Source organism: Cellulomonas sp. P2_B4 (genome assembly GCF_056404795.1).
In genome coordinates, this window is record NZ_JBFUDI010000018.1 from 1 (window position 1) to 26,402 (window position 26,402).

Consider the following 26,402-nt stretch of genomic DNA (forward strand, 5'->3'; position numbering starts at 1 on the left):
GTTCGCCGACGACGCCGCCGACGTGGCCTGGTCGGCCACCTTCGCGGCCAGGTTCGCGTTCTGCGCGATCTCCCGGATCGAGGCCCCCATCTGCTCCGCCCCGGCCGCGACCGCCTGCACGTTGCGCGACACCTGCTCCGCGGCAGCCGCGACGACACCCGCCTGCGCACTGGTCTCATCGGAACCCGCCGCCACCTCGCTCGAGGAGGCGGACAGCTGCTCGGCCGCGGCCGCGACCGTCTGCGACGTCTCCAGCACCCCCGACAGCGTCTCCTGCAACGCGTCCTGCGCGACGGTCAACGAGGCCGCCATCTGCCCGATCTCGTCGCGGCTGTAGACCTTCGCGCGGACCGTGAGGTCGCCGACCGCGAGCGCCTCGACCGACTTCTGCACCTTGCGCACGGAGCCGCGGATCCAGGCGGCGAGGCCGCCACCGGCAGCGATGCACGCGAGCAGGGCCAGGACGAGCAGGACGATCATCTGGTTGCCGACCGTCCTGGCCTGCAGGTGCACGTGGTCCGAGATGTGCACGGCGTGCGCCCCCGCATCGTCGGCGACCTGGTCCAGCGCGGCGTCGTACGTGAGCTTGAGCGGGTTGGTGACGGTCTCGTAGACCTTCACGTACGCGGCGTGGTCACCGTCCACCGCGGCGGGCACCAGCTGGGCGTCGCGCGCCTGACGCCACGCGGCGTAGCTCGTCGTGAACTCGTCCCAGGTCTCGAGGTCGTCACCCGACCCGAACGCCGCGATGCCCTCGTCCATGGCGGCGTCGTTCGCAGCCTGGTCGGCGAGCAGCTGGTCACGCTCGTCGTCGGTCTGCGCCGCCTCCAGCTGGGCGACGATCATCAGGCCGACGACCTGCTTCTCCTGCAGGACGTTCACGGGAGCGATCTCGGCCGTCACGGTGTCGGCGACCTGGCTGGTGTCCCACGCCATGTCCTGCATGTTCGTGTACGAGTACACGCCGAGACCGATCGCCGTGGCCGCGAACATCCCGGTCAGGCCGAGGATCTTGGTCCGGATCGACCGGTCGGCGAACCAGGCGCCGCGACGACGCGGAGCGGGCTGGACGGTCGACATGGGTCCTCCTCGAGGGGCGCGGGACCACCGTGGCCCGTCGAGACGCCCATCGGCGTCGTTGCTCGACGCCTGAGGAATTCCGCATAACGATCAGGCAGCGACGGCCTGGTCGACGTCCAGCACGAGCAGCAGGCCCGCGTCCAGCTTGTGGGCACCGCGGATGAGTGGACGGACCATCGCGTCGAGCGTGTCGGGGGGCGTCTCGAACGAGCCCGGGCCCACGTCGACCACGTCGCCGATCTCGTCGACGAGCAGGCTCACGGCCTCGCCGCCCACCTGCACGACGACCATCATCGGCTCGGTGAGGTCGGCGCGACCGGCCAGCCCGAGGCGGGTGCGCAGGTCGATCGTGAGCACGACCTGGCCGCGGAGGTTGACCAGGCCGGCGATCGTCGGCGGGGCCAGCGGGACGCGCGTGCGGCTGTGGGCCCGCAGGGCCTCCTGCACGCGCACCACGTCGATGCCGTAGAGGCTGCCGTCGAGCGTGAAGGTCACGTACTGGCTCATCAGTGGGCTCCCGCGAACTCGTAGGTCTCGGCGTCGAAGAAGGACGCGTCGGCGGACAGGATCGCGGCACGCACGTCGAGCAGCTCGGTGACCCGGTCGCCCAGGACGGTCGAGCCCAGCAGGCCGTGGTCCTCGATGTCCGAGTGGTGCGCGACCTCGTCGTCGACGATGTCCAGGATCTTGTCCACGACGAGCCCCGCGCTGCGGTCGCCGTGCGTGAACACGACCACGAGCAGCTCGCCGGTCGTCGTCGGCTCGGAGTAGGACCCGAGCAGCCGGTCCAGGCGCGCGAGGGGCAGGATCGAGCCGCGGTACTGCACGACCTCCCGGCCACCCACGAGCTCCACGTTCTCGGCCCGCAGGTGCTCCAGGCGGGCGACGGACGCGAGCGGCATGGCGACGCGCCGCTCGCCGACGCCGATCACGAGCACCTGCTCCAGCTCGACCGCGGCCTGGGCGGCCTCCTGCGCCCGGCGGCGGGCCTCGCTGCTGACCTGCTCGAGGTCGCCGACGATGGCGCGTCGCGCGATGGCCTGCGCGTCGAGGATCAGCGCGACCCGGCCGTCGCCGAGCACCGTGGCGCCCGCGTACACACCGATCGACTTCAGCCGGCTCGACAGCGGCTTGACCACGATCTCTTCGGTGTTCAGCACCCTGTCGACAAGCAGGCCGAAGCGCTGCTGGTCGGCCTGGACCACCGCGATGACGCTGGTCTGTTCCTGCTCGCGCGTGCCCTGCTCGACGCCGAGGACGCCCGCGAGCGACACCAGCGGGAGCAGGTCGCCGCGCAGCCGGTAGACCGGTGCGGAGTGCACGTACTCGATGCCCGACCCCGAGCGCTGGCCGTCGAGGGCCACGAGCTCGAGGAGGTTGATCTGCGGGACGGCGTACAGGTCGCCGGAGCACTCGACCGTGAGCGCGGGCATGATCGCCAGCGTCAGCGGGATGCGCAGGCGCCAGGTCGTGCCGGTGCCCAGCGTCGAGTCGATGTCGACGGTGCCGCCGATCGCCTCCACCTTGGTGCGCACGACGTCCATGCCGACACCGCGTCCGGACACGTTGGTCACGGCCGCCGCTGTGGAGAAGCCGGGCAGGAACAGCAGCTGCAGGAGCTCGGAGTGGCTGGCCGCGTCGAGCTGCTCGACTGTGCGCAGACCCTTCTCCAGGGCCTTGGCCGCGACGCGCTCGGGGTCGACCCCGCGGCCGTCGTCGGCAACCTCCACCACGACCTGCCCACCCGAGTGGTAGGCGCGCAAGGTCAGCACGCCCTTGGCGGGCTTGCCGGCCGCGACGCGCTCCTCGCTGGGCTCGATGCCGTGGTCGACCGCGTTGCGCACCAGGTGCGTCAGCGGGTCCTTGACCGCCTCGAGCAGACCGCGGTCGAGCTCGGTGTCGCCGCCGATCATCTCCAGCTGGACCTCGCGCCTGCACGCCGCCGCGAGGTCGCGCACGATCCGCGGCATCTTGGACCAGACGTGCTCGATGGGCTGCATGCGCGTCTTCATGACGCCCTCCTGCAGCTCACCGGCGATGAGGTTGAGGCGCTGCGCGGACCGGGACAGGTCCACGTCCTCGGTGCCGGACGCGAGCCGGCTGATCTGGTTGCGGGCCAGCACCAGCTCGCCCACCTGGCGCATGAGCGCGTCGAGCAGCTCGACGTCCACGCGGATCGAGGTGTCGGCGGCACCGCGCAGGCCGGCGGCGGCCTCGTCGGGCAGTGCCTCGGCGCTCGGCGCGCTCGTCTGCGTGGGGACCAGGGGCTTGTCGGCCTTGCCGCCGCCGATCTTGCGGGCGGGCTCGGGCGCGGTCGGGACGGGCTCGGCCACCGGCGCGTCGACGACCAGGGTCGCGCTCGACCCTGCGGCGGCGACCTTGCGGGGTGCGCGCTTGCGGACGATCTTGGCGGCGACGGGGGCTTCCTCGACGACGACGACCTCAGGCTCGACGACGACCGCCTCGACGACTGGCTCCACGACCTCTTCCACGACGTCTTCCACCGGCGCAGTGCCGTTGCGGATCGCGTCGACCGCCTCGATCACGGGGTCGATCGCGACCTCGCCCTCGGTGCCGTCGGCCTCGATGTGCGTGAGGATCTCGCGGACGCAGTCGGTCATGCGCAGCAGCACGTCGGTGGTGCGCTGGTCCATGGAGCGGATGCCGTCGCGCAGCTCGACCAGCAGGTTCTCGCCCACGTGGGTCACGCGCTCGAGGCGTCCGAACGCGAGGAAGCCGCTCGTCCCCTTGATCGTGTGGATCGTCCGGAAGATGCTGCTCAGCAGCGGGCGCGAGCCAGGGCTCTCCTCGAGCGCCACGAGGTCGCGGTCCAGCTGGTCGAGGTTCTCGTAGCTCTCGACCAGGAACTCACGGACGATCTCGTCGATGTCCTCCACCGGTGTCCTCCCGAATCCGCACGCGACACCCTCTGGAGCGGGGCGTCCCGGCGAACGACCTCATCGGTCGGCGGGAGGAGTTCCTGAGGGGTCAGCCGACGCGGGTCGGGGCGGCGCGACGAGGCGTTGCAGTGCCGCCGCGGTGCTGTCGTCGGCCGCCACGGCGTCGACGTTGGCGGCCCGGACGGCCTCGAGCACCTCGGCGCGGTGGACGCGCACCTCGCGGGGGGCGTCGATGCCGAGCCGCACCCCGTCACTGCGCACCTCGATCACCGTGACGACGATGTCGTCACCGATCACGAGCCGCTCCCCGACGCGACGACTGAGCACCAGCATGCGGCGACCCTACCTTGACCGGGACGCCCACCAGGGGCGTGGCGCGCCTCGACCCGCGCCCGGGGGGCTCGGTCGCCGAGATCGACCATCCGCCTCGAGATCGGCTGTGCGAACTGTCGATCTCGCGCCGACAGGTCGATGTCGGCGCAGCAGCGGCGCAGCATCGAGCCGCCTCTAGCGACCCGCCGGCCCCAACGCCTGGCCGAGGGCCGCGGCCCACGCGACCGTCGTCGCCGGGATGCCGTCCACCCACACCACCGGAGCACCGAGGTCGAGCACGGTCCCGGGCTGCGTGGTGTCGAACAGACCCCGCACGGCGACCGCGTCGATCCCGTCGGGACCGCCGACCTCCGCCATCCAACGTGTGGCGTCGGCGGTCTTGGTGCGCGCGTCGACGACGGCCCACACCTGCGCCGCGCCGCACGTGCGCAGGAGGTCGGCGGCGTCGGCGCGGTCGGCCGCGTCGGGACCGACCGCGAGCGCGACGACCCCGACCTGCGGGCCGGTCGCGACGCGGTCGAGCCAGGAGGCCAGCTCGTCGGCGGTMGCGGCCTTGGCCACCCCGACCCGACCGGTGCGCGCACGCCCGCCGGACCGGGCACCGGCGGCGCAGGTGGCGGACGGCTCGAGACGCAGCCGCTCGGACAGCAGGAGGGCGACGGCGTCGACGTCGGACTGCTCGCCGACCACGACGACCACCGACCCGGGCGTGCGGGGCAGCGCGGGCGCCGCGGGCACGCGCGCGAGGACGGCGGGCAGGGTGACGGGCCCGGAGCCGCCGAGCAGGAACTCGGGCACGCCGATCCCGCGCAGCGAGGCGCGCAGCGGGTCCTCGGGCGGCGGTGGAGCCACCTCGATGTCGGCGGGCGCGGGGGCACCGGCCAGGGCGCGCACCTGCTCGAGGATCCCCGCGAACGACGCGCTGCCGGTGGACACGCTGGGCAGCGGCTCCTCGACCGGGTCAAGCTCCTCGTCGTCCATGACGTCGAGACCCTCGAAGGGGACCACCGACCCGTCCGGCAGCGCGTCGAACGCGTCCGCGGCGTCCAGCAGGTCCTCGATGCTGTCGGCCTCGGGCGGGACCACCGGCGTCGGGACCCCGCGCAGACCGTGCGGCCGCAGGGTGGGCTGCTCCGGCACGTCGACGGTCAGCTCGAACCGCTCCTTGGCGAAGAACCCGGCGACACCGCCGGTGCGCACGCGCTCGGCGCGCACGATGCGGGCGGACGGACCGAACTCGGCCTGCACGTGGGCCATGAGCTCCGCGAGGTCGGACCCCTCAAGCAGCAAGCGCTGGGACACCGCTCACCGCCCCGACGGTCTCGACCTGGACGCCGACCCCGGTGACCTCGCCGTACGACAGGACGGGCAGGCGCGGCAGACCCATCGCGACGAGCCGGCGCAGGGCCGGCCGGATCGCCGGTGCGCACGCGAGCACCACGGTGCGCCCGTCGGCCTCCGCCTCGGCGACCGCCTGCCGCAGCTGCGCCAGCATCGACTCGAGCCGGCTCGGGTCGACGAGCAGGTGCGTGCCGTGCTCGCCGGGCCGGATCGACTCCACGAGGCTCTGCTCGAGGCCCGGGTCCAGCGTGATCGCGCGCAGCACGTCGTCCTGCACGTACATCGCCCCGAGCGCCGGCCCGAGCGCCGCGCGCGCGGCCTCGACGAGCCCCTCCGCGTCGGTGCTGACGCGGGCGCGCAGCGTGAGCGCCTCGTAGATCCGGCCGAGGTCGCGGATCGGTACCTCCTCGGCGAGCAGGCCCTGGAGCACCCGCTGCACCTCGCCCAGGCTGAGCAGCGTGGGGATGAGCTCCTCGACGACCGACGGGTTGACCTTCTTGACGCCCTCGGTGAGCACCCGCACGTCCTCGCGGCCCAGGAGGCGGGAGGCGTGCTGGGCGATGAGGGCGCCGAGGTGCGTGATGAGCACGGACACCCGGTCGACGACGGTCGCGCCGGACATCTCCGCGGCGTGCCGCAGCTCGGCGGGGATCCACTTGCCCGGCAGGCCGAACACGGGCTCGTTGACGCTGGTCCCGGGCAGGGCGCCCAGGTCGTCGCCGAGCGCGAGCATGCGTCCGGCGGGCGCCTCGCCGCGTCCGACCTCGACACCCGCGATCTTCACGACGTAGGTGGACCTCGGCAGGTCGACGCTGTCGCGGGTGCGCACGGGCGGCACGACGATGCCCAGCTCGAGCGCGGTCTTGCGGCGCAGGCCCCGGACGCGGGCCAGCAGGTCCTGGTCGGGCCCGCTGCCGACGAGGTCGACCAGGTCGGGTGCGAGCAGGATCTCGAGGGTGTGCACGCGCATCTGCTCGATGAGCTGCTCGGGACTGTCGTTCGACGGCGCGGCGGCGTTGGCCTGGACCCCCGCCTGCACCGCGGCCTCCTCCTTGACCTCCACGCTGCGGGCGCGCTGGGCGATGATCAGCAGCGTCGCGCCGACGAGCACGAAGGGCAGCTTGGGCATGCCCGGCATGAGGGCGAGCATCAGGGCGCCGGAACCACCGATCCGCAGGGCGGTGCGGGACTGGCCGAGCTGCTTGGCGGCCACGGCGCCCAGGTCGCCCGAGGCGGAGGCACGCGTGACGACGATGCCGGTGGACACCGAGAGCAGCAGCGCGGGGATCTGGGTGACCAGGCCGTCGCCGATGGTCAGCAGGCTGAAGTGCTCGAGGGCCTCGCCGGCGCTCATGCCCATCTGCATCATGCCGATCACGAACCCACCGATGAGGTTGATGATCGTGATGACGATGCCCGCGATCGCATCGCCCTTGACGAACTTCGAGCCACCGTCCATGGCGCCGTAGAAGTCGGCCTCGGCAGCCACGTCGGCGCGCCGCGCGCGGGCCGTGTCCTCGTCGATCAGGCCCGAGTTCAGGTCGGCGTCGATCGCCATCTGCTTGCCGGGCATGGCGTCGAGGGTGAACCGCGCCCCGACCTCGGCGACGCGGCCGGCACCGTTGGTGATCACCGCGAACTGGATGACGACGAGGATCAGGAAGATCACGAGCCCGATCACCAGCGAGCCGCCGACGACGAAGTGGCCGAACGCGTCGATGACCTTGCCGGCGAACCCGTCGCGCAGGATCAGCCGGGTCGAGGCCACGTTGAGGCCCAGCCGGAAGAGCGTGAAGACGAGGATCAAGGACGGGAAGACCGAGAAGTCGAGCGGGCGCTTCACGTACATGCTGGTCAGCAGGATGACGAGCGAGATCGTGATGTTGAGCGCGATCAGCAGGTCGAGCAGCGCGGGGGGCAGCGGCACGACGAGGAGCAGGACGATGCCGACGACCCCGACGGGCACGGCGAGCGAGGTGATGCCCTTGTTCTTCATGACTCGTCCTTCGTCGAAGGCTGGTCCGTCGGCACGTCGGCGCCGTCGGTGAGGACTCTGGTGGTGATGGCGGGTGCGGGCGCCGGTGCGGGTCGCCGGGCCGGGCGGCGGGCCGCGCGGGCCTTGGCGCGGTGGTCGGTCCCGTCGGCCTCGATGGTGCCGCCGGGCACGCGGTGCTGGCCGGCGGAGGCGCCGCGACGGCGCAGGGCCATCACGAACGCGAGCACGCGGGCCACCGCGGTGAACAGGTGTGCCGGGACCTCCTGGCCGAGCTCGCACGCGGCGTGCAGCGCCCGGGTCAGCGGGATGTCCTCGATCATCGGGACGCGCTTGTCGGACGCCTCCTCGCGGATCTTGGCGGCGATCGCTCCGGCACCCTTGGCGACGACCTTGGGCGCGCCGGTGCCGGGCTCGTAGCGCAGGGCGACCGCGACGTGCGTCGGGTTGACCAGGACGACGTCCGCGGTGGCGATCTCGGACATCATCCGGTTGCGGCTCATCGACAGCTGCTTGGCGCGGATGGCGCCCTTGAGCATCGGGTCGCCCTCGGTGCGCTTGTGCTCGTCCTTGACCTCTTTGAGCGTCATCCGGGTCTGCTTGCGGTTGCGCCGCATCACCACGATCACGTCGGCGACGGCGAGCAGCAGGCCCGCGGCGATGCCGGTGCGCAGCAGGGTCGCGGTGCCCGCGGACGCGGTGCCCAGCAGGCTCGTCAGCGGCAGCTGACCCGACGCCATGAGGATCGGCACCATCGACTTGAGCCCGATGAACAGCACCCCGGCGACGACGGCGGACTTCAGCAGCGTCTTGGCGCCCTGCCACCACGCCTGCGCGCCGACGAGGCGCTTGAATCCGTTCATCGGCTTGAGGTGGTCCACGTGCAGGCGGAGGCGCTGCGGGTGGTAGCCGCCCTGTGCCAGGCCGACCCCGACGGTGACGATCATGAGGATGACGAACAGGGGCGCGAGCGTCGAGATGACCGAGCGCAGGGCGTCCTGCAGCATCTGCACGGCACCCTCGACCGTCGGGTCGTCGGCCACCTGCTTCATCTGCGCGAGCTGCTCGACCGCCGCGGCCCGCCCACGCGTGATCACCATGGGCAGCGCGAGCACGGCGGCACCGAGCCCGAGCCACGACGCGAGGTCCTGCGACCGCCCGAGCTTGCCCTTGCGGTGCACCTCCTTCATCCGCTGCGCGGTGGCCTTCTCGGTGCGGTCGCCGCCCTCGCCGCTCACGAGCCGGCTCCGAGCATCGCGGCGACGGACCTGCCGGTCAGCGCCTTGACCACGTTCGGCAGCGCGAGGAACGCGAACGCGCCGAGCGACAGGGAGATCAAGATCTTCAGCGGGAAGCCCATGGCGAAGGCGTTGAGCGCGGGTGCCACGCGGGTGAGCAGGCCCAGGCCCACGTCGGCGAGGAAGAGCACGACGAGCAGGGGGCCGGCGATCTGCAGCGCGCCGAGGAACATCTGCGACAGGCCGCTGGTCAGCGAGTGCAGGAACAGGTCAGGGTTCAGCGCCGCGCCCAGCGGCAGGGCGTCGAACGTGCGCACCAGCCCCGCGAGCACGATCTGGTACCCGTTGGTGACGAACAGGAGCACCAGCGCGGTCATCTGGTAGAGCCGCTGGAACTGTGCACCGCTGGTCATGCTCATCGGGTCGAAGGCGGCCGCCATCTGGAAGCCGCCGAAGAGGTCGATCATCGTGCCCGCGGACTGGATGGCCGAGAACGTCATCATCACGAGGAACCCGAACAGCGCGCCGATCACGGCCTGCATGACCAGCGAGCCGACGAACGCGCCCGTGGTGTCGGTGCCCGCCGGCTCCAGCCGCGGCGCGACCGCCAGCGCGAGACCGAGCGCGATCGTCATGCGCACCATCCCCGGGACCGCCCGCTGCGAGAACGGGGGAGCGATCGCCAGGAAGGCGACGATCCGGACACCGGCGAGCATCGCCGTCTGCACCCCGGCCAGGGGCAGCGCGACGTTGATCGGGTCCACGTCAGCTCCCCGTCAGCGCGGGGATGCGGGCGAACAGCTCGACCGTGAACGACACGATCGACGAGATCATCCAGTGCCCGGCCACGAGCAGCGCCACGGCGGCCGCGATGGCCTTGGGCACGAAGCTGAGCGTGACCTCCTGGATCTGGGTCACGGACTGGATGAGCGACACGATGAAGCCGACCACCAGCGAGGTCACCAGGACCGGGGCGGAGAGCTTGGCGGCGAGCAGGAGCGCCTGCATGCCGATGTCGAGGACGGCGTTGGTGTCCATGGTCAACCGCTCCCGGTGTAGGAGCCGATGAGGGACGACACGACCAGTCCCCAGCCGTCGACGAGCACGAACAGCAGCAGCTTGAACGGCAGCGAGATCATCACCGGGGGCAGCATCATCATGCCCATCGACATCAACGACGCCGAGACGACGAGGTCGATCACCAGGAACGGTATGAAGATGACGAACCCCATGATGAACGCCGACCGCAGCTCGGAGAGCAGGAACGCGGGCACCAGGGTGGCGAACGGGACGTCGTCCTCGTCCTGCGGGTTCTCCTGGTCGGCGGCGCGCGTCATCAGCGCCAGGTCCTGCTCGCGGGTGTGCGCGAGCATGAACTTCTCCAGGGGCAGCTTGCCGACGTCGACCGCCTCGGTGAACGTCAGCTCCCCGTGCATGTAGGGCTGCACGCCGATGTCGTTCACCTGCGAGATGACCGGCGCCATGATGAAGAGGCTGAGGAACAGCGACAGCCCGGCGAGCACCTGGTTGGGCGGCACGCCCTGCAGGCCCAGCGCGTTCCGCGTGAACGACAGGACGACGAAGATCTTGGTGAAGCTGGTCGTCATGAGCAGCAGCGCCGGGACCACCGACAGCAGCGTGATCGCGAGCAGGATGACGATCGAGTTGCTCGGCGCTCCGTTCACGCCGTTGACGGCCACCGTCACCGTGTCCCCGACTCCCGGGGTCGCGGCCGGCGTCGGCACCGCGGGTGCCGTGGGGTCGAAGATCACCGGCGGACCGTCCGGTCCTGCAGCGACCTGACGGCCTGCTTCCAGGTGTCGGGGGCGAGGATCGAGCCGGCGAGGGCGGAGGCCTTGGCGTCGTCGGCGGGCACGGCAGGGGTCGCGACGACGGCCGCGGGTGCCGGTGCCACGGGCGCGGGCGCCACGTCCGGGAGCGTCGGCCAGGCGTCCTGGTCCAGCCGGTCGATCGGGCTCGCGTCCAGCGCCCTGGGCGCCGGCGCCGCAGCGGGGGCGGTGGGCACGCCGGCGGCGGCGAGGTTCTCGGGCGTGATCGCCCTGGGCGTCGCGGCCCGGCGGCTGCGGGGCGTCGGGATCATGCCTGCGGCGGMGGCCCTCGTCGCGCGGGCGACCGAGACCCACGGCGCCGGGGCGGTCGCCTGCTCGGGCGAGGAGACCTCGGCCTTCGGGGCCGGCAGCTCGTCGAAGACAGGCCCGAGCTCCGTGAGCATCGATACCTGCTGCTCGCCGTACCCGATGAGGATCCGGCGCTGACCGACGGCGACGACGGCGACGCCCGTGTGCCGACCCATCGACTGGCGGCCGACGACCTTGAGGCCCGGCTCCCGCGACGTGCGCGCGCGCTGCTGCGGTCCACCGTTGCCGAGGCGGCGACCGATGTACCAGATGAGGCCGACCACGCAGGTCAGCGCCAGCAGCAGGCGGAGCAGGAACGTCGCGGAGAGCATCAGATGCTGGACTCCGTCCCGGACACGATCTCGGTGACGCGGATGCCGTAGGCCTCGTCGACGACGACGACCTCGCCGCGTGCGATGAGGCGACCGTTGACCATGACGTCGGCCGGGCTGCCGGCGGTGCGGTCCAGCTCCAGGACGGCGCCGGGGGCGAGCTCGAGCACCTGGCGCACGGGCAGCCGGGTCCGGCCGATCTCGGCGGTCAGCGTCATCTCGACGTCGTAGAGCATGCGCATGTTGGTGCGGGGCGTCGGGACGGTGCCCGCGGGGGCCGCGGTCTTCGGGGCGCGGATCCGCAGGGCGAACCACGCGGTGGCGTCGCCACCCTGCTCGAGCGCGACCACCTGCGTGTCGGGCCCGACGACCTGCTCGACGGGCACCAGGCGGGCCGCCTCGAGCACGCCGGCGCCGAGCACGGCCGCGGCCGCCTCCATCGCGGGGCGCAGCGCGTCGGACAGGTCGATCGGGTTGCCGGCCGCGGCGCTCGCCTCGAGCACGTCGGCGACGACCGCGTCGGCCACCAGCACGATCTCGGCGCTGGGCGACCCGACGAACGACGCGACCAGGGCGGTCGACCCCGCGGGGATCTCGTGGTGCTCGGCCGGCACCGCGACGAGCGGCACGGTCGAGGGCACCAGGGCCGCGGCGGCCGCGCCTGCGGCGAGGGCGGTCTCGGCCGCGTCGATGTCCCCGGCGGTGCGCGCGGTGGGGATCAGAGGGCTGTTCATGCTAGTTCTCCTCGACGGTGACGACTCGGCACGCGAGCCGGGACCCGTGGCTGCCGGCGGCAGCCCGGGCGAGCACGACACCGTCGACGACCACGTCCAGCAGGTCCGTCGACGGGTGGGACAGCGGCAGGACGTCGCCGACCGCGAGATCGATCACGTCGCGCGGGTGCACGACGACGGGCGAGAAGCGGACGGCGATCTCGACGGGCACGTCCTGCATCGCCCGCTCGAGGTCCGCGGCGACCAGGGCGGCGGCCGCGCGCTCGTCGTCGGACCGGGCGACGGGTCCGTCGGCGGCACGGAGCTGGGCCAGCAGGGTGTCGGCGGGGAGCATGAGCGTCAGGGCGTCCTCGCGCTCGCCGACGCGCAGCGTGAACGAGGCGACGAGCACCGCGTCCGAGGCGCCGGCGGCCTGCACGAACTGCGGGTTGTACTGGACGCCCCCGACGGTCAGGGCGAGCGGCGCCAGGCCGGCGAACGCGTACTCGAGGTCGCTCAGCGAGTGCTCGAGCAGGTCCTTGACCAGGGAGAGCTCGATGTCGGTGAGCTCGCGGCCCTCGCGGTCGTCGCCGCGGCCGTTGCCACCGAAGAGGTAGTCGATCCAGACGAGCGTGGCCGCGACCGGGAGCTGGAGCATCGCCGTCTGGCGGGTGTGCGTGACGGTGCACAGCACCATCGCGGTGGGGGTCGGCAGGAGGTTGACGTACTCGTCGTACGTGCGCAGGTTCAGCTCGTCGAGCGTCAGGTGCGTCATCGCGCGCAGGCGGGCGGTGAGCTGGTTCCCGAACTGGCGACCGAACCGCTCGAACGCCATCTCGAGGTGGCGGGCGTGGTCACGAGGGAGCGTCAGGGGCCGACGGAAGTCGTACGGCTCGGGCTCGGCCGTGCGTCCACGGCGCTGCGTCGGCACAGCGGTGCGCGCAGGAAGGGTGTCAGGGACCGTCACGAAGCAACTCATCGGCAGGCCCTCGGGTGTTGTGAGCAACCGAGCTCATCTCACCCACTTCGATCTCCGCACCGACCCGTCGTGGGTCGGAGGTGCAGCTGCGGAGCGGTGTGGCGCCCTCCGTGGCGCCCCGACTGGACCGGCCTTCGCCGGCTACTGCGTGACGTAGTTGGTCAGATAGACGTCCATCACCTTTCCCTCGTAGACCTCGTCGAGCTGGCCGACGAGCTCGGCCTTCAGCGCGTCACGCGTGGCCGGGTCGGAGACCTCGGCGATCGTGTGGCCGGAGAACAGGGCGATCGCGTGGTCGAGGGCGGCGGCCGTGTCGGGCGTCTCCTCCCCCGCGTCCTTGGTGAGCTGCAGCGCCAGGCCGAGGCGCAGGTAGTGCCCCTCGGCGAGGTTCAGGCTGACGGGCTCGATGGTGAGCACGGCGCCCTTCTCGGGCGGCGGCACGGCGGCGGGCTCGCCCCCGCCCTTCTTGCCCAGCAGGACGTACGCCGCACCGCCACCGACGGCCAGCACGACCACCAGGACGATGATCATCAGCTTCTTCTTGGACTTCTTCGCCGGCGCCTCGGCCTCGGCCTCGGCGGACGCGTTCGCGCCGGCGCCGCCGATCTTGTTGTTGCCGCCGATCTTGGAACCGGAGACCACTCGCTGTTCGATGGGCATGGCGCTATCCCTTCGCCGTCAGTGCGGGCAGGAGGGCGCGCACGGTCTCGGGCGCGCTGGAGAGGATGACGATGTCGACGCGGCGGTTCGCCGAGAGGGCCTCGGGGCTGTCACCGGGAACCAGCGGTCGGGTGTCGCCGTAGCCGACGGCCATGATCCGGGCGCCGGGCATCCCGTCCGCCTCGACGAGGTGCCGCAGCACCTGCGTCGCGCGGTCGGCCGACAGCTCCCAGTTGGTGGGGTACCGGCCGGAGACCGGGACGACGTTGGCGTGACCCTCGATCGAGATGTGCTCGTTCAGGCCGATGACCATCGGGGCGGCGACGTCGAGGACGCGCAGCGCGGTCGGGGTCATCTCGGCGCTGGCGGGGGCGAAGAACACGTCGTTGGCCACGAGGCCGAGCGTCAGGCCGCGCTCGTCGATGCGGTACCGCACGACGTCGGCGAGCCCGTTCGCGGCCAGCGACGCCTCGATCTGCGCCTGCAGCTGCTCGAGGTGCGCCGCCTCGGCCTGCGCCGCGGCAAGCACCGCCGGGTCGACGGTGGGCGTCGGCTCGGCGGCGACCTGGGCCGCCGAGGGGTCCGCCGCCTGGTCGCCCAGGCCGCTGTCCGCGCTGACCATGCCGGCGGTGCCGGAGGCGGGCGTGTTGCTGGACTGCGAGCTGGTGCCGTCGAGGTTGCCGTTGCTGCCGTCGAGGATGGACGGCGACGTCGTCGTGTCCTGGAACCCCGCCGAGAGGCTGTCGCGCAGTGCGATGTACTTGTCCTGGTCCACCTGGCTGATCGCGAAGAGCACGATGAACAGCGCCATGAGGACGGTGATCATGTCCGCGTAGCTCACGAGCCAGCGCTCGTGGTTGACGTGCTCCTCCTCGTGGACCGGCTTGCGTCGCCCCTTGGCGGGGGCGTGCCCGCTCATGCTGCCTTCGCCTTGTCCTTGGCCTCGGGCTCGGCCGGCAGCAGGCTGCGCAGCCGTTCGCCGACGAGTCGCGGGTTGGCCCCGGCCTGCACGGCGATCAGGCCCTCGAGCGTGACCTCCATCGAGGTGCACTCCAGGTCGGAGATGCGGCGGATGCGCGCGGACAGCGGCAGCCAGACGACGTTGGCGGAGAGGATGCCCCACAGGGTCGCGACGAACGCGCCGGCGATCGAGTGTCCGAGCTCCGCGGGCTTCGAGAGGTTCTCCAGCACGTGCACCAGCGAGATGACCGTGCCGATGATGCCGATGGTCGGCGCGTAGCCGCCCATGTCGGCGAAGTACTTGGCGTGCATCCGGTCGCTCGTGCGCTTGGTCGCGATCTTGTCCTCGAGGATCGTGCGCAGGTCGTCGGGGTCGGTGCCGTCGATCGCCGCCTGCAGACCGCCGCGCAGGAACGGGTCGTCGATCGTGCGGGTCGCGTCCTCGAGGGCCAGCAGACCCTCGCGACGGGCCCGGTCGGCCAGGCCGACGACGGTCTCGACGGTGGCCGCCGGGTCGGGGCGCTTGCTCTTGAGGGCGGACGGGATCGACTTGAACGACGAGAGGACGTCCTTGATCGTGTGCCCGGCCATGCCGACGCCGATCGTGCCGATCCAGACCAGCAGCAGCGGTCCGGGCAGCATGATCGACATGGGGTCGCCGCCCTCGAGGAACATCGCCCCGAAGATCGCGACGAACGCGATACCGATTCCGATGAGTCCAGCGGGGTCCATCACACGCTCCGAGGTCGAAGGGGCACGGCCGGTGCGAGCGGCGTGTCCTCGCGGTCGAGCGAGCGGGCGCGGTCGAACCGCGACGGCTCCTGGTCATCGACGTCGTCGTCGTCGGGCAGGTCCGGCACCAGCTCCATGCGGGGCTGCACCTGGATCTCCTGGGCGCGGGACAGGATCTGTGCGCGGTGCTCGTTGACCCGCTGGATGACCTCGGCCATCGGCTCGGCAACGATGTACTTGGTGCCGTCGATGAGAGTCAGGATCGTGTCCGGGGCACTGTCGATGCGCTGGATGAGATCGGGGTTGACCCCGAACTCCCCGCCCCCGAGGCGCGTGACAACAATCATGGCTCTACCCGTCCCTGGTCACCCTGCTGCGGCCTTCGCAGGCCGCCGAGCCCATCCGTGGGCCCGTATGAACCCACCGATCGGCCGACGCGCGCCGGTCCTGAGCAGTTCGTCCCTGTGACCAGCGACGTCACCCGTCCGGGTGTTCGGGCGGGCGGCGCCAGGCGGGATCGGGAGGTCAGGGGTCAGGGGCGGAAGGCCCAGTGCCACGCCTCGCGCGGGGTGTTCTCGACGAATCCGTACTCTCCCCCGTGCGCACGCATCCACGTCTGCGCGGTCGCGTCGAGGTCGAGGTCGACGGCCATCCCCCAGCCGTGCTCGCTGGTGCCGGGCTTCGCTGCGAGGCCGCCCTGGCTGTAGAGGCCCTTGCGCTCGGCGACGTCCACCTGGGCCGCGTACGAGCGGTAGGAGTCGGTGATGCCGATCTGCACGCCGTCGCGGGCCGCGGCCGCGATCAGCGCCTCGAGCTTCTCGGCGGCCGGCGCCCACAGCTTCGCCCCGGTGGTCCCGACCTTCTGCAGGGCGGACTCGGGGATCTGCCCGTTGCCGTAGCGCGCGAGCTCGACGGGCACGCCGTCGGCGTTGAGCGTGCCGGTGCTGCCGGTGGTCTTGGCGACCTCGTCGGCGAGCGCGGTGGCGAACGACGAGGCCGACGGGCTGGAGGTCGCCGGCGTGGTCAGCACCCGCGTCTGCGGCGGTGCCACGAGCGCCTGGATCTGCGCCAGGCGCGCAGAGATTCCCGCGATCCCGTCCATCGAACCTCCCGACCTGCCTGTACGTCGCCGAGAACGTCATGGGCCGCGCCAAGACGGCTCTTGGCGCGACTCATGAGGTTCTCGACCGTCTCCCCTGGTCCATCGGCCGGTCGGGCCCGGATCGGAGGGGTTCAGCGGGAGTCGTCGTCGGACTCGACCAACGCCGAGACCGGCACCGTGCAGGCGTCGCCGCGCCAGGCCTCGAGGCCCTCCTTGACGGCCCAGCCGGCGATGACCAGCGCCGCGAGCGGGTCCGCCCACGACCAGCCGAGCGTGCTGTTCAGCACCAGGCCGACCAGGAGGACGGCGGAGACGTAGGCGCACAGCAGGGTCTGGTGCGAGTCCGCGACCGCGGACGAGGAGCCGAGCTCGCGCCCGGTCCGACGCTCCAACCACGACAGCACCGGCATCACGGCCAGGCTCACGGCCGCGAGGACGATGCCGACCGTCGAGGGTTCCGCGCGGTCGGAGCCGAGCAGCGTGCGCACGGCGTCGACCGACACGAACGCGGCCAGCCCGAGGAACGAGACGGCGATCAGCCGCAGCGCGGTCCGCTCACGCGCCTCAGGGTCCGGTGCAGAGAACTGCCACGCGACCGCCGCCGCGGAGAGCACCTCGACCACGGAGTCCAGCCCGAACGCGACCAGCGCCGACGAGGACGCCACCCGCCCCGCGACCAGCGCGACGACCGCCTCGACAACGTTGTAGGCGATCGTCGCGGCGACCACCCAGCGGATGCGCCGCTGGAGGACCACCCGTCGGACGTCGGCCACGCTCACGAGCAGGTGCAGCCGTCGGGGCCGCAGCACGTGGGGTCGACGACGACGACGAGCCGCAGGAGGTCGTCGAGCGCGGGGGCGATGTGCGGGTCGGCCAGCCGGTACCAGGTGCGCCGTCCGTCGGGGATCGCCTCGACCAGGCCGCAGCCGCGCAGGCAGGCGAGCTGGTTCGACATGACCTGCCGGGAGACGCCGAGCGCGTCGGCGAGGTCGGAGGGGTAGGCGGGCGCCTCGCGCAGCGCGAGCAGGACCCGCGCGCGGGTCTCGTCGGACAGGGCGTGGCCCAGGCGGGCGAGCGCCGACGTGTGGGTCAGGGTCACCGTGGCCATGGATCGACAGTACAGGCAACGCTGTACTGTCCAGGGATCTCAGCCACAGCCGGGATCAGTCGATCCGCTCCGCGAGCGACACGATGATCCCCTCCGGCCCGCGGACGTACGCCATGCGCCAGGTGTGCTCCCACTCGCCGACGCCGCCGACCAGCCCGTAGCCGTCCGCGGCCAGCCGGCCGACGGTGGCGTCGAGGTCGTCCACCTCGAACGCGACGTTCCGCAGTCCGAGCTCGTTGGCCATCGCCGTGGGCGACCCGGGCACGTGGTCGGGCCGGACGAAGCTCGACAGCTCGAGGCGCGTGCCGTCGTCGGGCGGCCGCAGCATGACGATCTCCGTGCGGGCGCCGGGGATGCCGATGACCGTGTCGAGGAACTCGCCCTCGATGGCCATCCGCGAGCCCTCGACCTCGAGGCCGAGCCCGACGAAGAACGCCGTCGCGGTGTCGAGGTCGGCGACGGTGATGCCGATGTGGTCGAAACGCCGAATCTGTCCCATGTGATCCATCCTCACGTCGTGGCCGTCACCTGGTGAGCGGAGCGGGGAGGAGCTTCTCGACATGGTGCGCGACCGCGCGACGCGTCAGGCGGGCAGGGCCGCCGTGATCACGTCGAGGATCTCGGGGGCGTCGGGCTCGGTCTTGGGGCGGAACCGGTAGACGGAGCCGTCGGGCGTGACGACGAACTTCTCGAAGTTCCACGTGATCCGCCCGGCCTTGCCGGACGCGTCCGGCGCCTTGGTCAGCTCCTTGTAGAGCGGGTGCTGCGACCGGCCGTTGACCTTGGTCTTCGCGAACATCGGGAACGTCACGCCCCAGGTTGTCGAGCAGTACTCGGCGATCGCGTCGTCGGAGCCGAGCTCCTGCAGGAACTGGTTGCTGGGGAAGCCGAGCACCGTGAAGCCGCGGTCGCCGTAGGTCTTCTGCAGCTGCTCGAGCTTCTCGTACTGCGGGGCCAGCCCGCACCGCGAGGCGACGTTGACCACCAGCTTGACCTGGTCGGCATACGCACCGAACGTCGTCGCCTCGCCGTGCAGGGTGGTCAGCGGGATCTCGTCGAGGTGCATGCCTCGGACAACCGACCCGACGATCCGCGCATTCCCGGTCGGCCTACTCCCCCGGCTTGCCGGCGCGGACGATCGCGCCGTGCAGGCCGTCGGCGACCTCGTGCGTGAAGGTGACCGTCGGGTCCGCGAAGCCCGCGGCCCGCAGCCCGTCGAGGTACTCCGACCGGGACAGCGCGCCCGCGATGCAGCCGGTGTAGGAGCCGCGCTCGGCACGCTCGGCGGGTGTGAGCCGGTCCTCGGCGACGACGTCCGAGATGCCGACGCGACCGCCGGGCACGAGCACGCGGAACACCTCGTCGAGCACCGCCTGCTTGTCGGTCGAGAGGTTCACGACGCAGTTCGAGATCACCACCTCGACCGACGCGTCGGCCAGTGGGAGGTCCTCGATCGTGCCTTTGCGAAACTCCACGTTGGTCGCGCCGGCCTTCGCGGCGTTCGCCCGAGCGAGGTCGAGCATCTCGTCGGTCATGTCCACGCCGTACGCGAACCCGTCCGGCCCCACGCGCCGCGCCGAGAGCAGCACGTCGATCCCGCCGCCCGAGCCGAGGTCGAGCACGCGCTCGCCCGCCCGGAGCTCGGCGACCGCCACCGGGTTGCCGCAGCCCAGCGACGCCGCCAGCGCCTCGGCGGGCAGCGTCACCGCGTCGGACGCGTCGTACAGACCGGCGCCCCACCGCTCGTCGACGACCGCCGCCGGCCCGCAGCCACCGCCGCAACAGCTCGCGTCGGTCCCCTCGGTCACCTGCACCGCCGCCAGCGCGTACCGCTCCCGGACCTGCTCCCGTACGTCGTCCATCTCGTCCGCCTCCTCAGGCATCGACAACCGTCGATGCCCACCATGGACCGAGACATCGACGGCTGTCAATATCGACAGCGATGGATGTCTGCGTCAGGATGGAGCCATGACCCTCGACCTGCTTCCCGTGACCACCGCGTCCACGTCCGCCGACGCGTGCTGCACGCCGTTGGGCCGCGAGGCGATCACCGAGCAGGCCGCCACCGACCTGGCCTGGCGCATGAAGGCCCTCGCCGACCCGGCGCGCCTGCGGCTGCTGTCGCTGATCGCCGCGCACGAGGGCGGCGAGGCGTGCGTCTGCGACCTGATCGAGCCGGTCGGGCTCAGCCAGCCGACGGTGTCGCACCACCTCAAGTGCCTGGTCGACACCGGGCTGCTGACGCGCGAGAAGCGCGGGGTGTGGGCGTACTACTCGATCGTCCCCGGCGCGCTCGACCGCCTCACCCACGAGCTCGGCACCCATCTGACCGCGGGCGCGCAGCCGTGACGATCGCTCCGCTGCTCCCCGAGCACTGGCCGGCCGTGGAGCGGATCTACGCGGCGGGCATCGCCACCGGGAACGCGACCTTCGAGTCGGCGCCGCCGACGTGGGAGGAGTTCGACTCGGGCAAGCTGCCCGACCACCGGATCGTCGCCCTCGACGACTCGGGCGAGGTGCTGGGCTGGGCGGCGGCCTCGGCGGTCTCGGACCGCTGCGCCTACGCAGGCGTGGTCGAGCACTCCGTCTACGTCGACCCCGCGGCCCAGGGCCGAGGCCTCGGGCGGCTGCTGCTCGACGCCCTCCTGGAGCGCGCGTCGCAGGCCGGGACCTGGACCGTCCAGTCGGGGATCTTCCCGGAGAACCGCGCCAGCCTCGCGGTGCACGAGGCCGCCGGGTTCCGCGTGGTGGGCGTCCGCGAGCGCCTGGGCCGGATGACGTACGGGCCGCTCGCCGACCAGTGGCGGGACGTCGTCCTCGTCGAGAAGCGCCTCTGAACGCACGACAGCCCGGCCTTCCGAGGGGCCAGGCTGTCGTGCGACGGGACAGGTCAGCGCAACTGTTCTGCCAGGGGGTGTCTCCTAAGACCCGCGACATCCGGGCTGTCTCCCTCCGGAGATCCGTCCCACGAGCTCTCTGCGAGCAGATGCAAACCCGGAGTGTCTCCTTCTGATCGGACGCCGGCCGCCGGCTCTGAGTAGTTCGCGGCTGCCCATGCTGAGCGGGTGTCTGAGTCAAGTGGGGGCGGTGCGTCGAACGCTGACCCGTTCGCTGGCCTGTTCGGAGGTGCGCCTGCGGACAGGCCTGCGACGTCGCCTCCGACGCAGATCACGCTGGGCTCACTCCGGTCGTCGATCGCCGACGCCCTCTACCCCGTGAGCGCCTACAACCTCGCCGACGAGTGTGACGAGCTTGGCTTTCCCCCGCGCGACGACATCGACGAGCCGATGGCGAGCAAGCGCCGGTAGGTCGAGAGCCGATTGCGCGGCGTGCCGCTGCAAGAGATGATCGTGGGCCACGACTGCCGGCGAGTCCGAGCGGTTCACCGGGCGGCTACGGCTCGACCGGTGTGGGGTCGGTGAGGACGACGGCTGGGGTGGCGGCTGCACACGCTGCGTCATCGCCTCTGTCCGCTGCCCCGGTGGTGACGAGCCAGGCCGGGGCTTCGGGGTCGGACTGGTCGACGGTCATCTCCGGGGTGCGTTCGATGGTGGCGAGCTGTCCCCCGGTGGCGAAGACAGCGGCCGCTGTGAACGGGCCGGGGGGTGTCTCGTCAGTCCCGCCGCCTACGTCCACGGTCCCGGCGTCAACCATGACGCTGTACAGCTGCCCTCCCCAGGGGGACTCCTGCGCGGCGAGCTGGGTGTCCTCAGGCCAGATGGGCACGTGCTCGACGCCGTCGATGACCGCGACGATGCAGTCGTCCGCGCGCATCGTCAGTGTGGCTATCACTGGTTCGGGCGTTGAGTCGAAGACAGAGGCGTTCCCCAGGTCTGTCACGAGCAGGACGCCGGGACCCGGTGGGTCGACGCGCAGCAACGCCAACGTTTCGGCCGGTTCCGGACCGGCACTGGGCTCGGCGCCGATGTCTGCACGGGCGCTCGCGCACGAGGCTGCCAGCAGCACAGTGGCCGCCACAAAGACGCCTTGTGCCGCACGTTGCAGGGTTCGACCGTTGCGAGGCTGATGGTTCACGGCGGTCCGATCTCGGTCGTCCTGTTCGAGCCATTGCCCGGCGGCGCGACACGATCGGCTCGTGAAGTGTCGCCATGTCCGGTCACCGTTCGCTCGCTCTGCTCCTGCTGCCCGACCTGGCTGGTCGCGCGCAGCACCGTCGTGGGTCCTGCTGGCGCTGGCCAGGCGAGGATCAGGTAGTCCTCGACGGGTTCGAGCCGGGAGCCGTCGTAGTCGATGTCGCGGCCCTTGGCGTGGACGCGGAGCCGGTACGTGCCCGGCCCGTACACGTCGAGACGATCAGCAAGCTCTTCCTCCCCGCCCCAGTGGCCTGCGGCTGACAATGGCCAATCTGGTGTCGTCTCGAGGGAGACCTCCATGACGTCCTCCCATCCGTCGTCCGGGGCGGTCGGAGCTTCGTTGAGTGGCCGGCACGTGACCCGAACGTACCCGGAGGCAATCCCGGTAGACACCGTTGCTGACGTGGCGGTGACCGCCCACACCAAGGCGATCTTTGCGCCTGCGAGGTGGTCCAGCTGCCCTTCGTAGTGTCCGATGGTGAACTGGTGGAAGTCGACTTCGACGTTCACGGTTTTGGGCGGCGGCGGGCTCTTTGGGCTCACGGGACGACCATGACGTAGAACTCGTCCTTGTCCAGGAGCCGACGGTCGCTGTAGTAGGTGTTCAGCTTGGTCCCGGCGGCTTGATTCTGCTCCTTGAGAATCATGCAGATGCTGTAGCCATTCGGCCCTGATGATACGACTGGCGTCCACGGGAACTTGATCTGGCACCAGGAGAGCGTCCGGACGGACCTGGCCGCCTGCGCTTCCTCTTCGGGGTCTGCAGGCATCGCCCGCGTGTACGCGCCCTGGTACGTGGACCGGAACGGGTACTCGTCACATTCGTACCCGGGCGGGCGCGGCAACCAGGTGACGCCTGTAGGGCATGCCATGTTTCCGTTCTTGGTCCGCAATGCTGAGTTGATCATCCGAGTCAACCGCCTCGGCAACCCAGAGCTCTGAGCGGCTGCCACATGCGCAGCAAATTGTGGCAGGTCCGTACGTGAGTACTTCAGCGAGGGAAGAAAATTGGGGTTGATGCAGCCGGCCTTGCGGTTGCTGATGGTGTTGTCGCACCGGAACTCCGGGGTCGTCACCGAGAACGTGACGGTGTTTGGAGCAATGGGCGCCTTCATTGCGATCGTCCACTTTGCCGTCGCTATGGAGGGGGCGCTCCCTGTGAAATTCCAGGACGCTTCGCCCGCGGCGGTGCTGCCGACCTTTGCCAGGGCTGTGGGTGGGAACGAGGTGTAGTCGGCGCCGCAAGCACCGGTCGCTCCGGCAGTGATCGCGCACGAGCTGTTTCCGCTCAAGACCAGCCCGACGCCAGTCCCCCACAGGTTTGTCGCCTTGAACTGAATCTGGTAGACCCACCGCGTCAGCGTTGCCGAGCTGTACACGTACCCGTCCATGGCGAGGGTACCGCCGCCATCTACGACCGAGACGTTGTTAACGAGCCGTCGAACTTCGAAGGGCCTTGGCTTGGAAAAGCACGCTGAGGTCCGCGAAGTGTTCGACCAGGTCTCGGTTGCTTCCTTGCAGTCGGGCGGGTCGTCGACGATCGCGTCAACAGATGCGCTGTCCGGCGTCGACGGCGAGCCTGACGGGGTTGGTGTGAACATGATGCACGCGGTCGCCGATGCTTCGCACGGTGGGCTCTCGATCGCCAGTTTCGGTCCCGGCTGAGCCTCATCGGCTGCAAGCGACTCGGGTGTTGGGGGTGCGGGTCCGAGGATCCCCGTCGCGGCTTCTGGTTGGACAGGATCTTCGGTTGCGCCAGCTGTTGTGGCACTGGCGGCCATGAGTGTTGCGACCGCCAAACAGATTCCGAACGCGCGCGCGACGTGCAATTTCACGGTTCCCCTGACGACGGTCAGACCCTGACATCACGGACAGGACGCTATCTTTGTCGGGGGCGGGTGGCGATGTCCGCGACGTAACGCTTGCGTGAAACTGGGCGGTCGCAGTCAGTCGACCAGGGGCTTGGGGCTGTTGCGCCGGCTGCTGGCGCTCTCAGCGCTGCGGCCTGACCAGGTGCCGTTCGTCCTGACCGGCGTCCGCGAGCCTCTTGGCGAGAATCCGGATCTCATTGACCCACTCGAGCCGACTCGCCGAGAGATCCATGCTGGGCTCGTTGCGCGTCGAGCCAGCGGGTGGCGTCCGGTTCGATGCGACCGTCGACCGTGAGGACCGGGGCGCGGACGGGGTCGAGGGGTAGGGGCGTGAGCCCCAGCTCGTCGGCGATGAGGGCTGGGTCCCACGCCCCGCTCGACCTTGACACGTCCCACGCTGATCTCCTGTCCGCCGTGAGCGGAGCCGAGGATGTCGATGTCTACGCTCGCGGGCGCGCGAGACGAAGACAATGCGACACGCCGACCGATACCCGACATCTCCGGACGATCGGCTCCGCTCAGGAAGACAGTTGGGAGTTGACCCGTTTCAGCGCTTGAGGTTGACGAGCTCCTGCAGGACCTCGTCCGAGGTCGTGATGACGCGGGAGTTCGCCTGGAAGCCGCGCTGGGCGACGATCAGGTTGGTGAACTCGCTCGACAGGTCGACGTTCGACATCTCGAGCGCGCCACCGGCCAGCGAGCCGCGGCCGCCGGTGCCGGCGGCACCGACCTGGGCGTCGCCGGAGTTGACCGACGTGCGGAACAGCGAGCCGCCGGCCTTCTCCAGACCCGACGGGTTGGTGAACGAGCCGAGCGCCAGGCGGCCGATCGTCTGCTTGAGGCCGTTGCTGAACGCGCCCGTGATGGTGCCGTCGGCGCCCAGGGCGAACGACTGCAGCGTGCCCGCGGCCTGACCGTTCTGGTTCTTCGCCTTGGCGGTGTCGAGCCCCGAGAAGCCCGTCATCGCGGAGATGTCGACCGCGACGCCGCCGATGGTGAAGGTGGTCGGCGAGGTCAGCGACCCGTCGGCGGCGAACGTCAGGGCGCCCGGCGCGGCCGTGGCGGTGCCGTCGTCGGCGGCCAGGCTCCAGCCGGTCGCGGTCTTGGTGAAGTCCAGCGAGAGCTCACGGCTGTTGCCGAGCGAGTCGAAGGCGTCGACCGTGCGGTGCAGGACCGTGCCGGTCGCGGCGGACGAGTCGAGGTTGCCCTCGTAGTTCGCGCCGGTCGTGGCCACCGCGGCCATGAGGGAGCCCGCCGGCACGCGCAGGTCGGACAGCGGGCCGTTGGTGTCGACGACGCCGTTCACGGCCGCCCATCCCTGCACGAGCGCGCCCTCACCGGGCAGGACCATCTGGCCGGTCGAGTCGAAGTCGAAGGACCCCGCACGCGTGTAGTACGTGTCGGCGCCCTTGCGGACCACGAAGAACCCGTCGCCCTGGATCATCATGTCGGTGCTGCGACCGGTGATCTGCGAGGCGCCCTGCGTGAAGTTCGTCGTGATGCCCGCGACGCGCACGCCCAGGCCGACCTGAGCCGGGTTGGTGCCACCGGTGCCGGCCTGCGCGCCGCCCGCGTTCTGGAGCACCTGCGAGAGCGTGTCCTGGAACTGCGTCTGCGACGACTTGAAGCCGGTGGTGTTGACGTTGGCGATGTTGTTGCCGGTGACGTCGAGCATGGTCTGGTGGCTGCGCAGACCGCTGATGCCGGAGAAGAGTGAGCGGAGCATGGTGAGTTCCCTTCGGGTGGGTCAGGCAGAGAGGGCGGATACAGACGAGACGGCGTCGAGGGCGACGTCGGAGGTGCCGATCTTCACGGTGGGCACCGGGCCGGCGTAGGAGACGCTGGAGACGCTCCCGGAGTGGGCCGCGCCGTCGTCGTCGGTCCAGGTGACCTGCTGCCCCACGAGGGAGGCGGCGGCCATGCGCATCTGCAGCGCGAACGACTCGCGCTGCGTGTCGGAGAGCTCGACGAGCTTCTCCATGGTCGTCAGCTGCGTGGTCTGCGCCATCATCTGCGACGTGTCCATCGGGCTGGACGGGTCCTGGTTGCGCAGCTGCGCGACCAGGAGGTTCATGAACGCTTCCTTGTCGAGCTCGCCGTTGGCCTTGTTGGCCGCGGCGGCCGCCTTCGCCTCGGCGGTGACGCCGAACGAGGTGGAGATGGGGGTGGTCATGCGATCCTCCGTTGTCGGGGGCCGGGCCTCACAGGACGAGGTCGAGGCTTCGGTCGCCCGGGGTACGGGCCGGGATGGGCGTGGTGGGGGTGTCGACGACGGATGCGGCAGCCGGGGCCTGAGCACCGCCGTCCCGGGGACGACCGCCGCCGGACGAGCCGGACAGGTCCGCGCCTGCATTCGACTGGCGCGGGTCGGGCCGGCTGTCGGAGCCGACGTCGACCGTCAGGCCGCTCGCGGCCAGGTCCTTGCGGAGGTCGGCGAGCACGCCCTTGAGCGCCTCACGGGACGCGTCCGTGGAACCCACCAGCTCGACGCGGACCGAGGTCGCGCTGATGTGGGCCACGATCCGCACCGGGCCGAGGTGCTCGGGGTCGACGGGAACGGTCAGGACGTGCCGTCCGTGGCTCAGTCCCCCCGGCCCGGTCAGGGCGGTCAGCCGTGCGCCGAGCTGCTCCGCGAGAGGTGGCGGCGTCGGCGGGTTCGGGGTCGTGGGCGCCTGCGCGGGCGCGGGCGCCTGGGTCGGCGCCGGTGCCTGCGGGGCGGCGACCGCACCGGAKGGGACCGTCGGGGCCGGGGTCGCCGGGATCGCGTCGGCCACGGGAGCGGGCGCCGGCGGGGCCGCCGCGGCCTGCGCGTCCGCCGGGGCGACGGC

The 26,402-nt window shown here is 71.2% G+C and carries 32 protein-coding genes; 3 read left to right on the forward strand and 29 right to left on the reverse strand.

Going from position 1 to position 26,402, the window contains the following annotated elements:
• The 23 genes from AC1DZC_RS19455 to arsM form a co-directional block, all read right to left on the reverse strand.
• Positions 1-1,080: HAMP domain-containing protein (locus tag AC1DZC_RS19455; RefSeq protein ID WP_477044404.1), on the reverse strand; the 1,080-nt coding region annotated here is incomplete at its 3' end.
• A gap of 90 nt (positions 1,081-1,170) precedes the next feature.
• Positions 1,171-1,587 (reverse strand): chemotaxis protein CheW, encoded by a 417-nt coding sequence (locus AC1DZC_RS19460; protein ID WP_477041038.1) that lies wholly within the window; start codon positions 1,585-1,587, stop codon positions 1,171-1,173.
• Positions 1,587-3,977: a chemotaxis protein CheA gene (locus AC1DZC_RS19465; protein ID WP_477044405.1), complete on the reverse strand. Its 2,391-nt coding sequence runs from the start codon at positions 3,975-3,977 to the stop codon at positions 1,587-1,589. Before AC1DZC_RS19465 ends, AC1DZC_RS19460 begins: the two co-directional genes overlap by 1 nt.
• 60 nt (positions 3,978-4,037) lie before the next feature.
• On the reverse strand, positions 4,038-4,313 hold the full coding sequence (csrA, locus tag AC1DZC_RS19470; RefSeq protein WP_477041036.1) for a carbon storage regulator CsrA: 276 nt from the start codon (positions 4,311-4,313) through the stop codon (positions 4,038-4,040).
• A gap of 174 nt (positions 4,314-4,487) precedes the next feature.
• Positions 4,488-5,615 (reverse strand): hypothetical protein, encoded by a 1,128-nt coding sequence (locus tag AC1DZC_RS19475; protein ID WP_477044406.1) that lies wholly within the window; start codon positions 5,613-5,615, stop codon positions 4,488-4,490.
• Positions 5,593-7,650: a flagellar biosynthesis protein FlhA gene (locus AC1DZC_RS19480; protein ID WP_477044407.1), complete on the reverse strand. Its 2,058-nt coding sequence runs from the start codon at positions 7,648-7,650 to the stop codon at positions 5,593-5,595. Before AC1DZC_RS19480 ends, AC1DZC_RS19475 begins: the two co-directional genes overlap by 23 nt.
• Positions 7,647-8,885, reverse strand: coding sequence for an EscU/YscU/HrcU family type III secretion system export apparatus switch protein (locus tag AC1DZC_RS19485; RefSeq protein WP_477041033.1), 1,239 nt, complete (start codon positions 8,883-8,885; stop codon positions 7,647-7,649). Before AC1DZC_RS19485 ends, AC1DZC_RS19480 begins: the two co-directional genes overlap by 4 nt.
• Entirely contained in the window at positions 8,882-9,649 is a 768-nt protein-coding gene (locus AC1DZC_RS19490; RefSeq protein ID WP_477041032.1) for a flagellar biosynthetic protein FliR, read from the reverse strand. Before AC1DZC_RS19490 ends, AC1DZC_RS19485 begins: the two co-directional genes overlap by 4 nt.
• Position 9,650: 1 nt before the next feature.
• A complete protein-coding gene (fliQ, locus tag AC1DZC_RS19495; protein ID WP_477041031.1) occupies positions 9,651-9,923 on the reverse strand; it encodes a flagellar biosynthesis protein FliQ in 273 nt (90 codons plus the stop codon).
• A 2-nt stretch (positions 9,924-9,925) separates the two neighbouring features.
• Complete coding sequence (fliP, locus tag AC1DZC_RS19500; protein WP_477041030.1) at positions 9,926-10,657, reverse strand: flagellar type III secretion system pore protein FliP; 732 nt, start codon at positions 10,655-10,657, stop codon at positions 9,926-9,928.
• Entirely contained in the window at positions 10,654-11,355 is a 702-nt protein-coding gene (locus AC1DZC_RS19505) for a flagellar biosynthetic protein FliO (protein WP_477044408.1), read from the reverse strand. The genes fliP and AC1DZC_RS19505 overlap by 4 nt, the downstream gene beginning before the upstream one ends.
• A complete protein-coding gene (fliN, locus tag AC1DZC_RS19510; protein ID WP_477044409.1) occupies positions 11,355-12,089 on the reverse strand; it encodes a flagellar motor switch protein FliN in 735 nt (244 codons plus the stop codon). Before fliN ends, AC1DZC_RS19505 begins: the two co-directional genes overlap by 1 nt.
• A 1-nt stretch (position 12,090) precedes the next feature.
• Complete coding sequence (locus AC1DZC_RS19515) at positions 12,091-13,035, reverse strand: flagellar motor switch protein FliM (protein WP_477041027.1); 945 nt, start codon at positions 13,033-13,035, stop codon at positions 12,091-12,093.
• Between the two features lie 153 nt (positions 13,036-13,188).
• The gene (locus tag AC1DZC_RS19520) at positions 13,189-13,707 is read right to left on the reverse strand and encodes a flagellar basal body-associated FliL family protein (protein ID WP_477041026.1); all 519 of its coding nucleotides are present in this window, start codon (positions 13,705-13,707) and stop codon (positions 13,189-13,191) included.
• A 4-nt stretch (positions 13,708-13,711) separates the two neighbouring features.
• Positions 13,712-14,626, reverse strand: coding sequence for an OmpA/MotB family protein (locus tag AC1DZC_RS19525; protein WP_477044410.1), 915 nt, complete (start codon positions 14,624-14,626; stop codon positions 13,712-13,714).
• Positions 14,623-15,399 (reverse strand): motility protein A, encoded by a 777-nt coding sequence (locus AC1DZC_RS19530; protein WP_477044411.1) that lies wholly within the window; start codon positions 15,397-15,399, stop codon positions 14,623-14,625. The genes AC1DZC_RS19525 and AC1DZC_RS19530 overlap by 4 nt, the downstream gene beginning before the upstream one ends.
• Positions 15,399-15,746 carry a flagellar FlbD family protein gene (locus AC1DZC_RS19535; RefSeq protein ID WP_477041023.1) on the reverse strand — a complete coding sequence of 116 codons (348 nt, stop codon included), beginning with the start codon at positions 15,744-15,746 and terminating at the stop codon, positions 15,399-15,401. Before AC1DZC_RS19535 ends, AC1DZC_RS19530 begins: the two co-directional genes overlap by 1 nt.
• A gap of 185 nt (positions 15,747-15,931) precedes the next feature.
• Entirely contained in the window at positions 15,932-16,501 is a 570-nt protein-coding gene (locus AC1DZC_RS19540; RefSeq protein ID WP_477044412.1) for a M15 family metallopeptidase, read from the reverse strand.
• Between the two features lie 131 nt (positions 16,502-16,632).
• Entirely contained in the window at positions 16,633-17,310 is a 678-nt protein-coding gene (locus AC1DZC_RS19545; RefSeq protein ID WP_477044413.1) for a cation diffusion facilitator family transporter, read from the reverse strand.
• Positions 17,277-17,609 carry an ArsR/SmtB family transcription factor gene (locus tag AC1DZC_RS19550; protein ID WP_477044414.1) on the reverse strand — a complete coding sequence of 111 codons (333 nt, stop codon included), beginning with the start codon at positions 17,607-17,609 and terminating at the stop codon, positions 17,277-17,279. The genes AC1DZC_RS19545 and AC1DZC_RS19550 overlap by 34 nt, the downstream gene beginning before the upstream one ends.
• 55 nt (positions 17,610-17,664) lie before the next feature.
• Entirely contained in the window at positions 17,665-18,108 is a 444-nt protein-coding gene (locus AC1DZC_RS19555; RefSeq protein WP_477044415.1) for a VOC family protein, read from the reverse strand.
• 84 nt (positions 18,109-18,192) lie between these two features.
• The gene (locus tag AC1DZC_RS19560; protein WP_477044416.1) at positions 18,193-18,675 is read right to left on the reverse strand and encodes a glutathione peroxidase; all 483 of its coding nucleotides are present in this window, start codon (positions 18,673-18,675) and stop codon (positions 18,193-18,195) included.
• Between the two features lie 43 nt (positions 18,676-18,718).
• Positions 18,719-19,471: an arsenite methyltransferase gene (gene arsM, locus AC1DZC_RS19565; RefSeq protein WP_477044417.1), complete on the reverse strand. Its 753-nt coding sequence runs from the start codon at positions 19,469-19,471 to the stop codon at positions 18,719-18,721.
• 106 nt (positions 19,472-19,577) lie between these two features.
• Here arsM and AC1DZC_RS19570 point away from each other — a divergent pair, with 106 nt between their 5' ends.
• Both AC1DZC_RS19570 and AC1DZC_RS19575 read left to right on the forward strand, forming a co-directional pair.
• Positions 19,578-19,958: an ArsR/SmtB family transcription factor gene (locus AC1DZC_RS19570; protein WP_477041017.1), complete on the forward strand. Its 381-nt coding sequence runs from the start codon at positions 19,578-19,580 to the stop codon at positions 19,956-19,958.
• The gene (locus AC1DZC_RS19575) at positions 19,955-20,446 is read left to right on the forward strand and encodes an N-acetyltransferase family protein (protein WP_477041016.1); all 492 of its coding nucleotides are present in this window, start codon (positions 19,955-19,957) and stop codon (positions 20,444-20,446) included. Before AC1DZC_RS19570 ends, AC1DZC_RS19575 begins: the two co-directional genes overlap by 4 nt.
• Before the next feature lie 556 nt (positions 20,447-21,002).
• Here the strand turns inward: AC1DZC_RS19575 and AC1DZC_RS19580 are convergent.
• From AC1DZC_RS19580 to AC1DZC_RS19590, 3 genes are read right to left on the reverse strand one after another with little or no spacing between them, the layout of a single operon-like run.
• Complete coding sequence (locus tag AC1DZC_RS19580) at positions 21,003-21,587, reverse strand: hypothetical protein (protein ID WP_477044418.1); 585 nt, start codon at positions 21,585-21,587, stop codon at positions 21,003-21,005.
• Positions 21,588-21,640: 53 nt separating this feature from the next.
• Positions 21,641-22,246, reverse strand: a complete 606-nt coding sequence (locus AC1DZC_RS19585; RefSeq protein WP_477044419.1) for a hypothetical protein — start codon at positions 22,244-22,246, stop codon at positions 21,641-21,643.
• A complete protein-coding gene (locus tag AC1DZC_RS19590; RefSeq protein WP_477044420.1) occupies positions 22,243-23,094 on the reverse strand; it encodes a hypothetical protein in 852 nt (283 codons plus the stop codon). The genes AC1DZC_RS19585 and AC1DZC_RS19590 overlap by 4 nt, the downstream gene beginning before the upstream one ends.
• Before the next feature lie 70 nt (positions 23,095-23,164).
• On the opposite strand from AC1DZC_RS19590, the gene AC1DZC_RS19595 reads away from it, so the two are divergent.
• Positions 23,165-23,368 (forward strand): hypothetical protein, encoded by a 204-nt coding sequence (locus tag AC1DZC_RS19595; RefSeq protein ID WP_477044421.1) that lies wholly within the window; start codon positions 23,165-23,167, stop codon positions 23,366-23,368.
• A gap of 753 nt (positions 23,369-24,121) precedes the next feature.
• On the opposite strand, the gene AC1DZC_RS19600 is transcribed toward AC1DZC_RS19595, so the two are convergent.
• The 3 genes from AC1DZC_RS19600 to AC1DZC_RS19610 all read right to left on the reverse strand — a co-directional run.
• The gene (locus AC1DZC_RS19600) at positions 24,122-25,300 is read right to left on the reverse strand and encodes a flagellar hook protein FlgE (protein WP_477044422.1); all 1,179 of its coding nucleotides are present in this window, start codon (positions 25,298-25,300) and stop codon (positions 24,122-24,124) included.
• A gap of 21 nt (positions 25,301-25,321) precedes the next feature.
• Complete coding sequence (locus AC1DZC_RS19605; protein WP_477044423.1) at positions 25,322-25,747, reverse strand: flagellar hook assembly protein FlgD; 426 nt, start codon at positions 25,745-25,747, stop codon at positions 25,322-25,324.
• Positions 25,748-25,775: 28 nt separating this feature from the next.
• A partial coding sequence (locus AC1DZC_RS19610) for a flagellar hook-length control protein FliK (RefSeq protein ID WP_477044424.1) occupies positions 25,776-26,402 on the reverse strand: 627 nt, incomplete at its 5' end.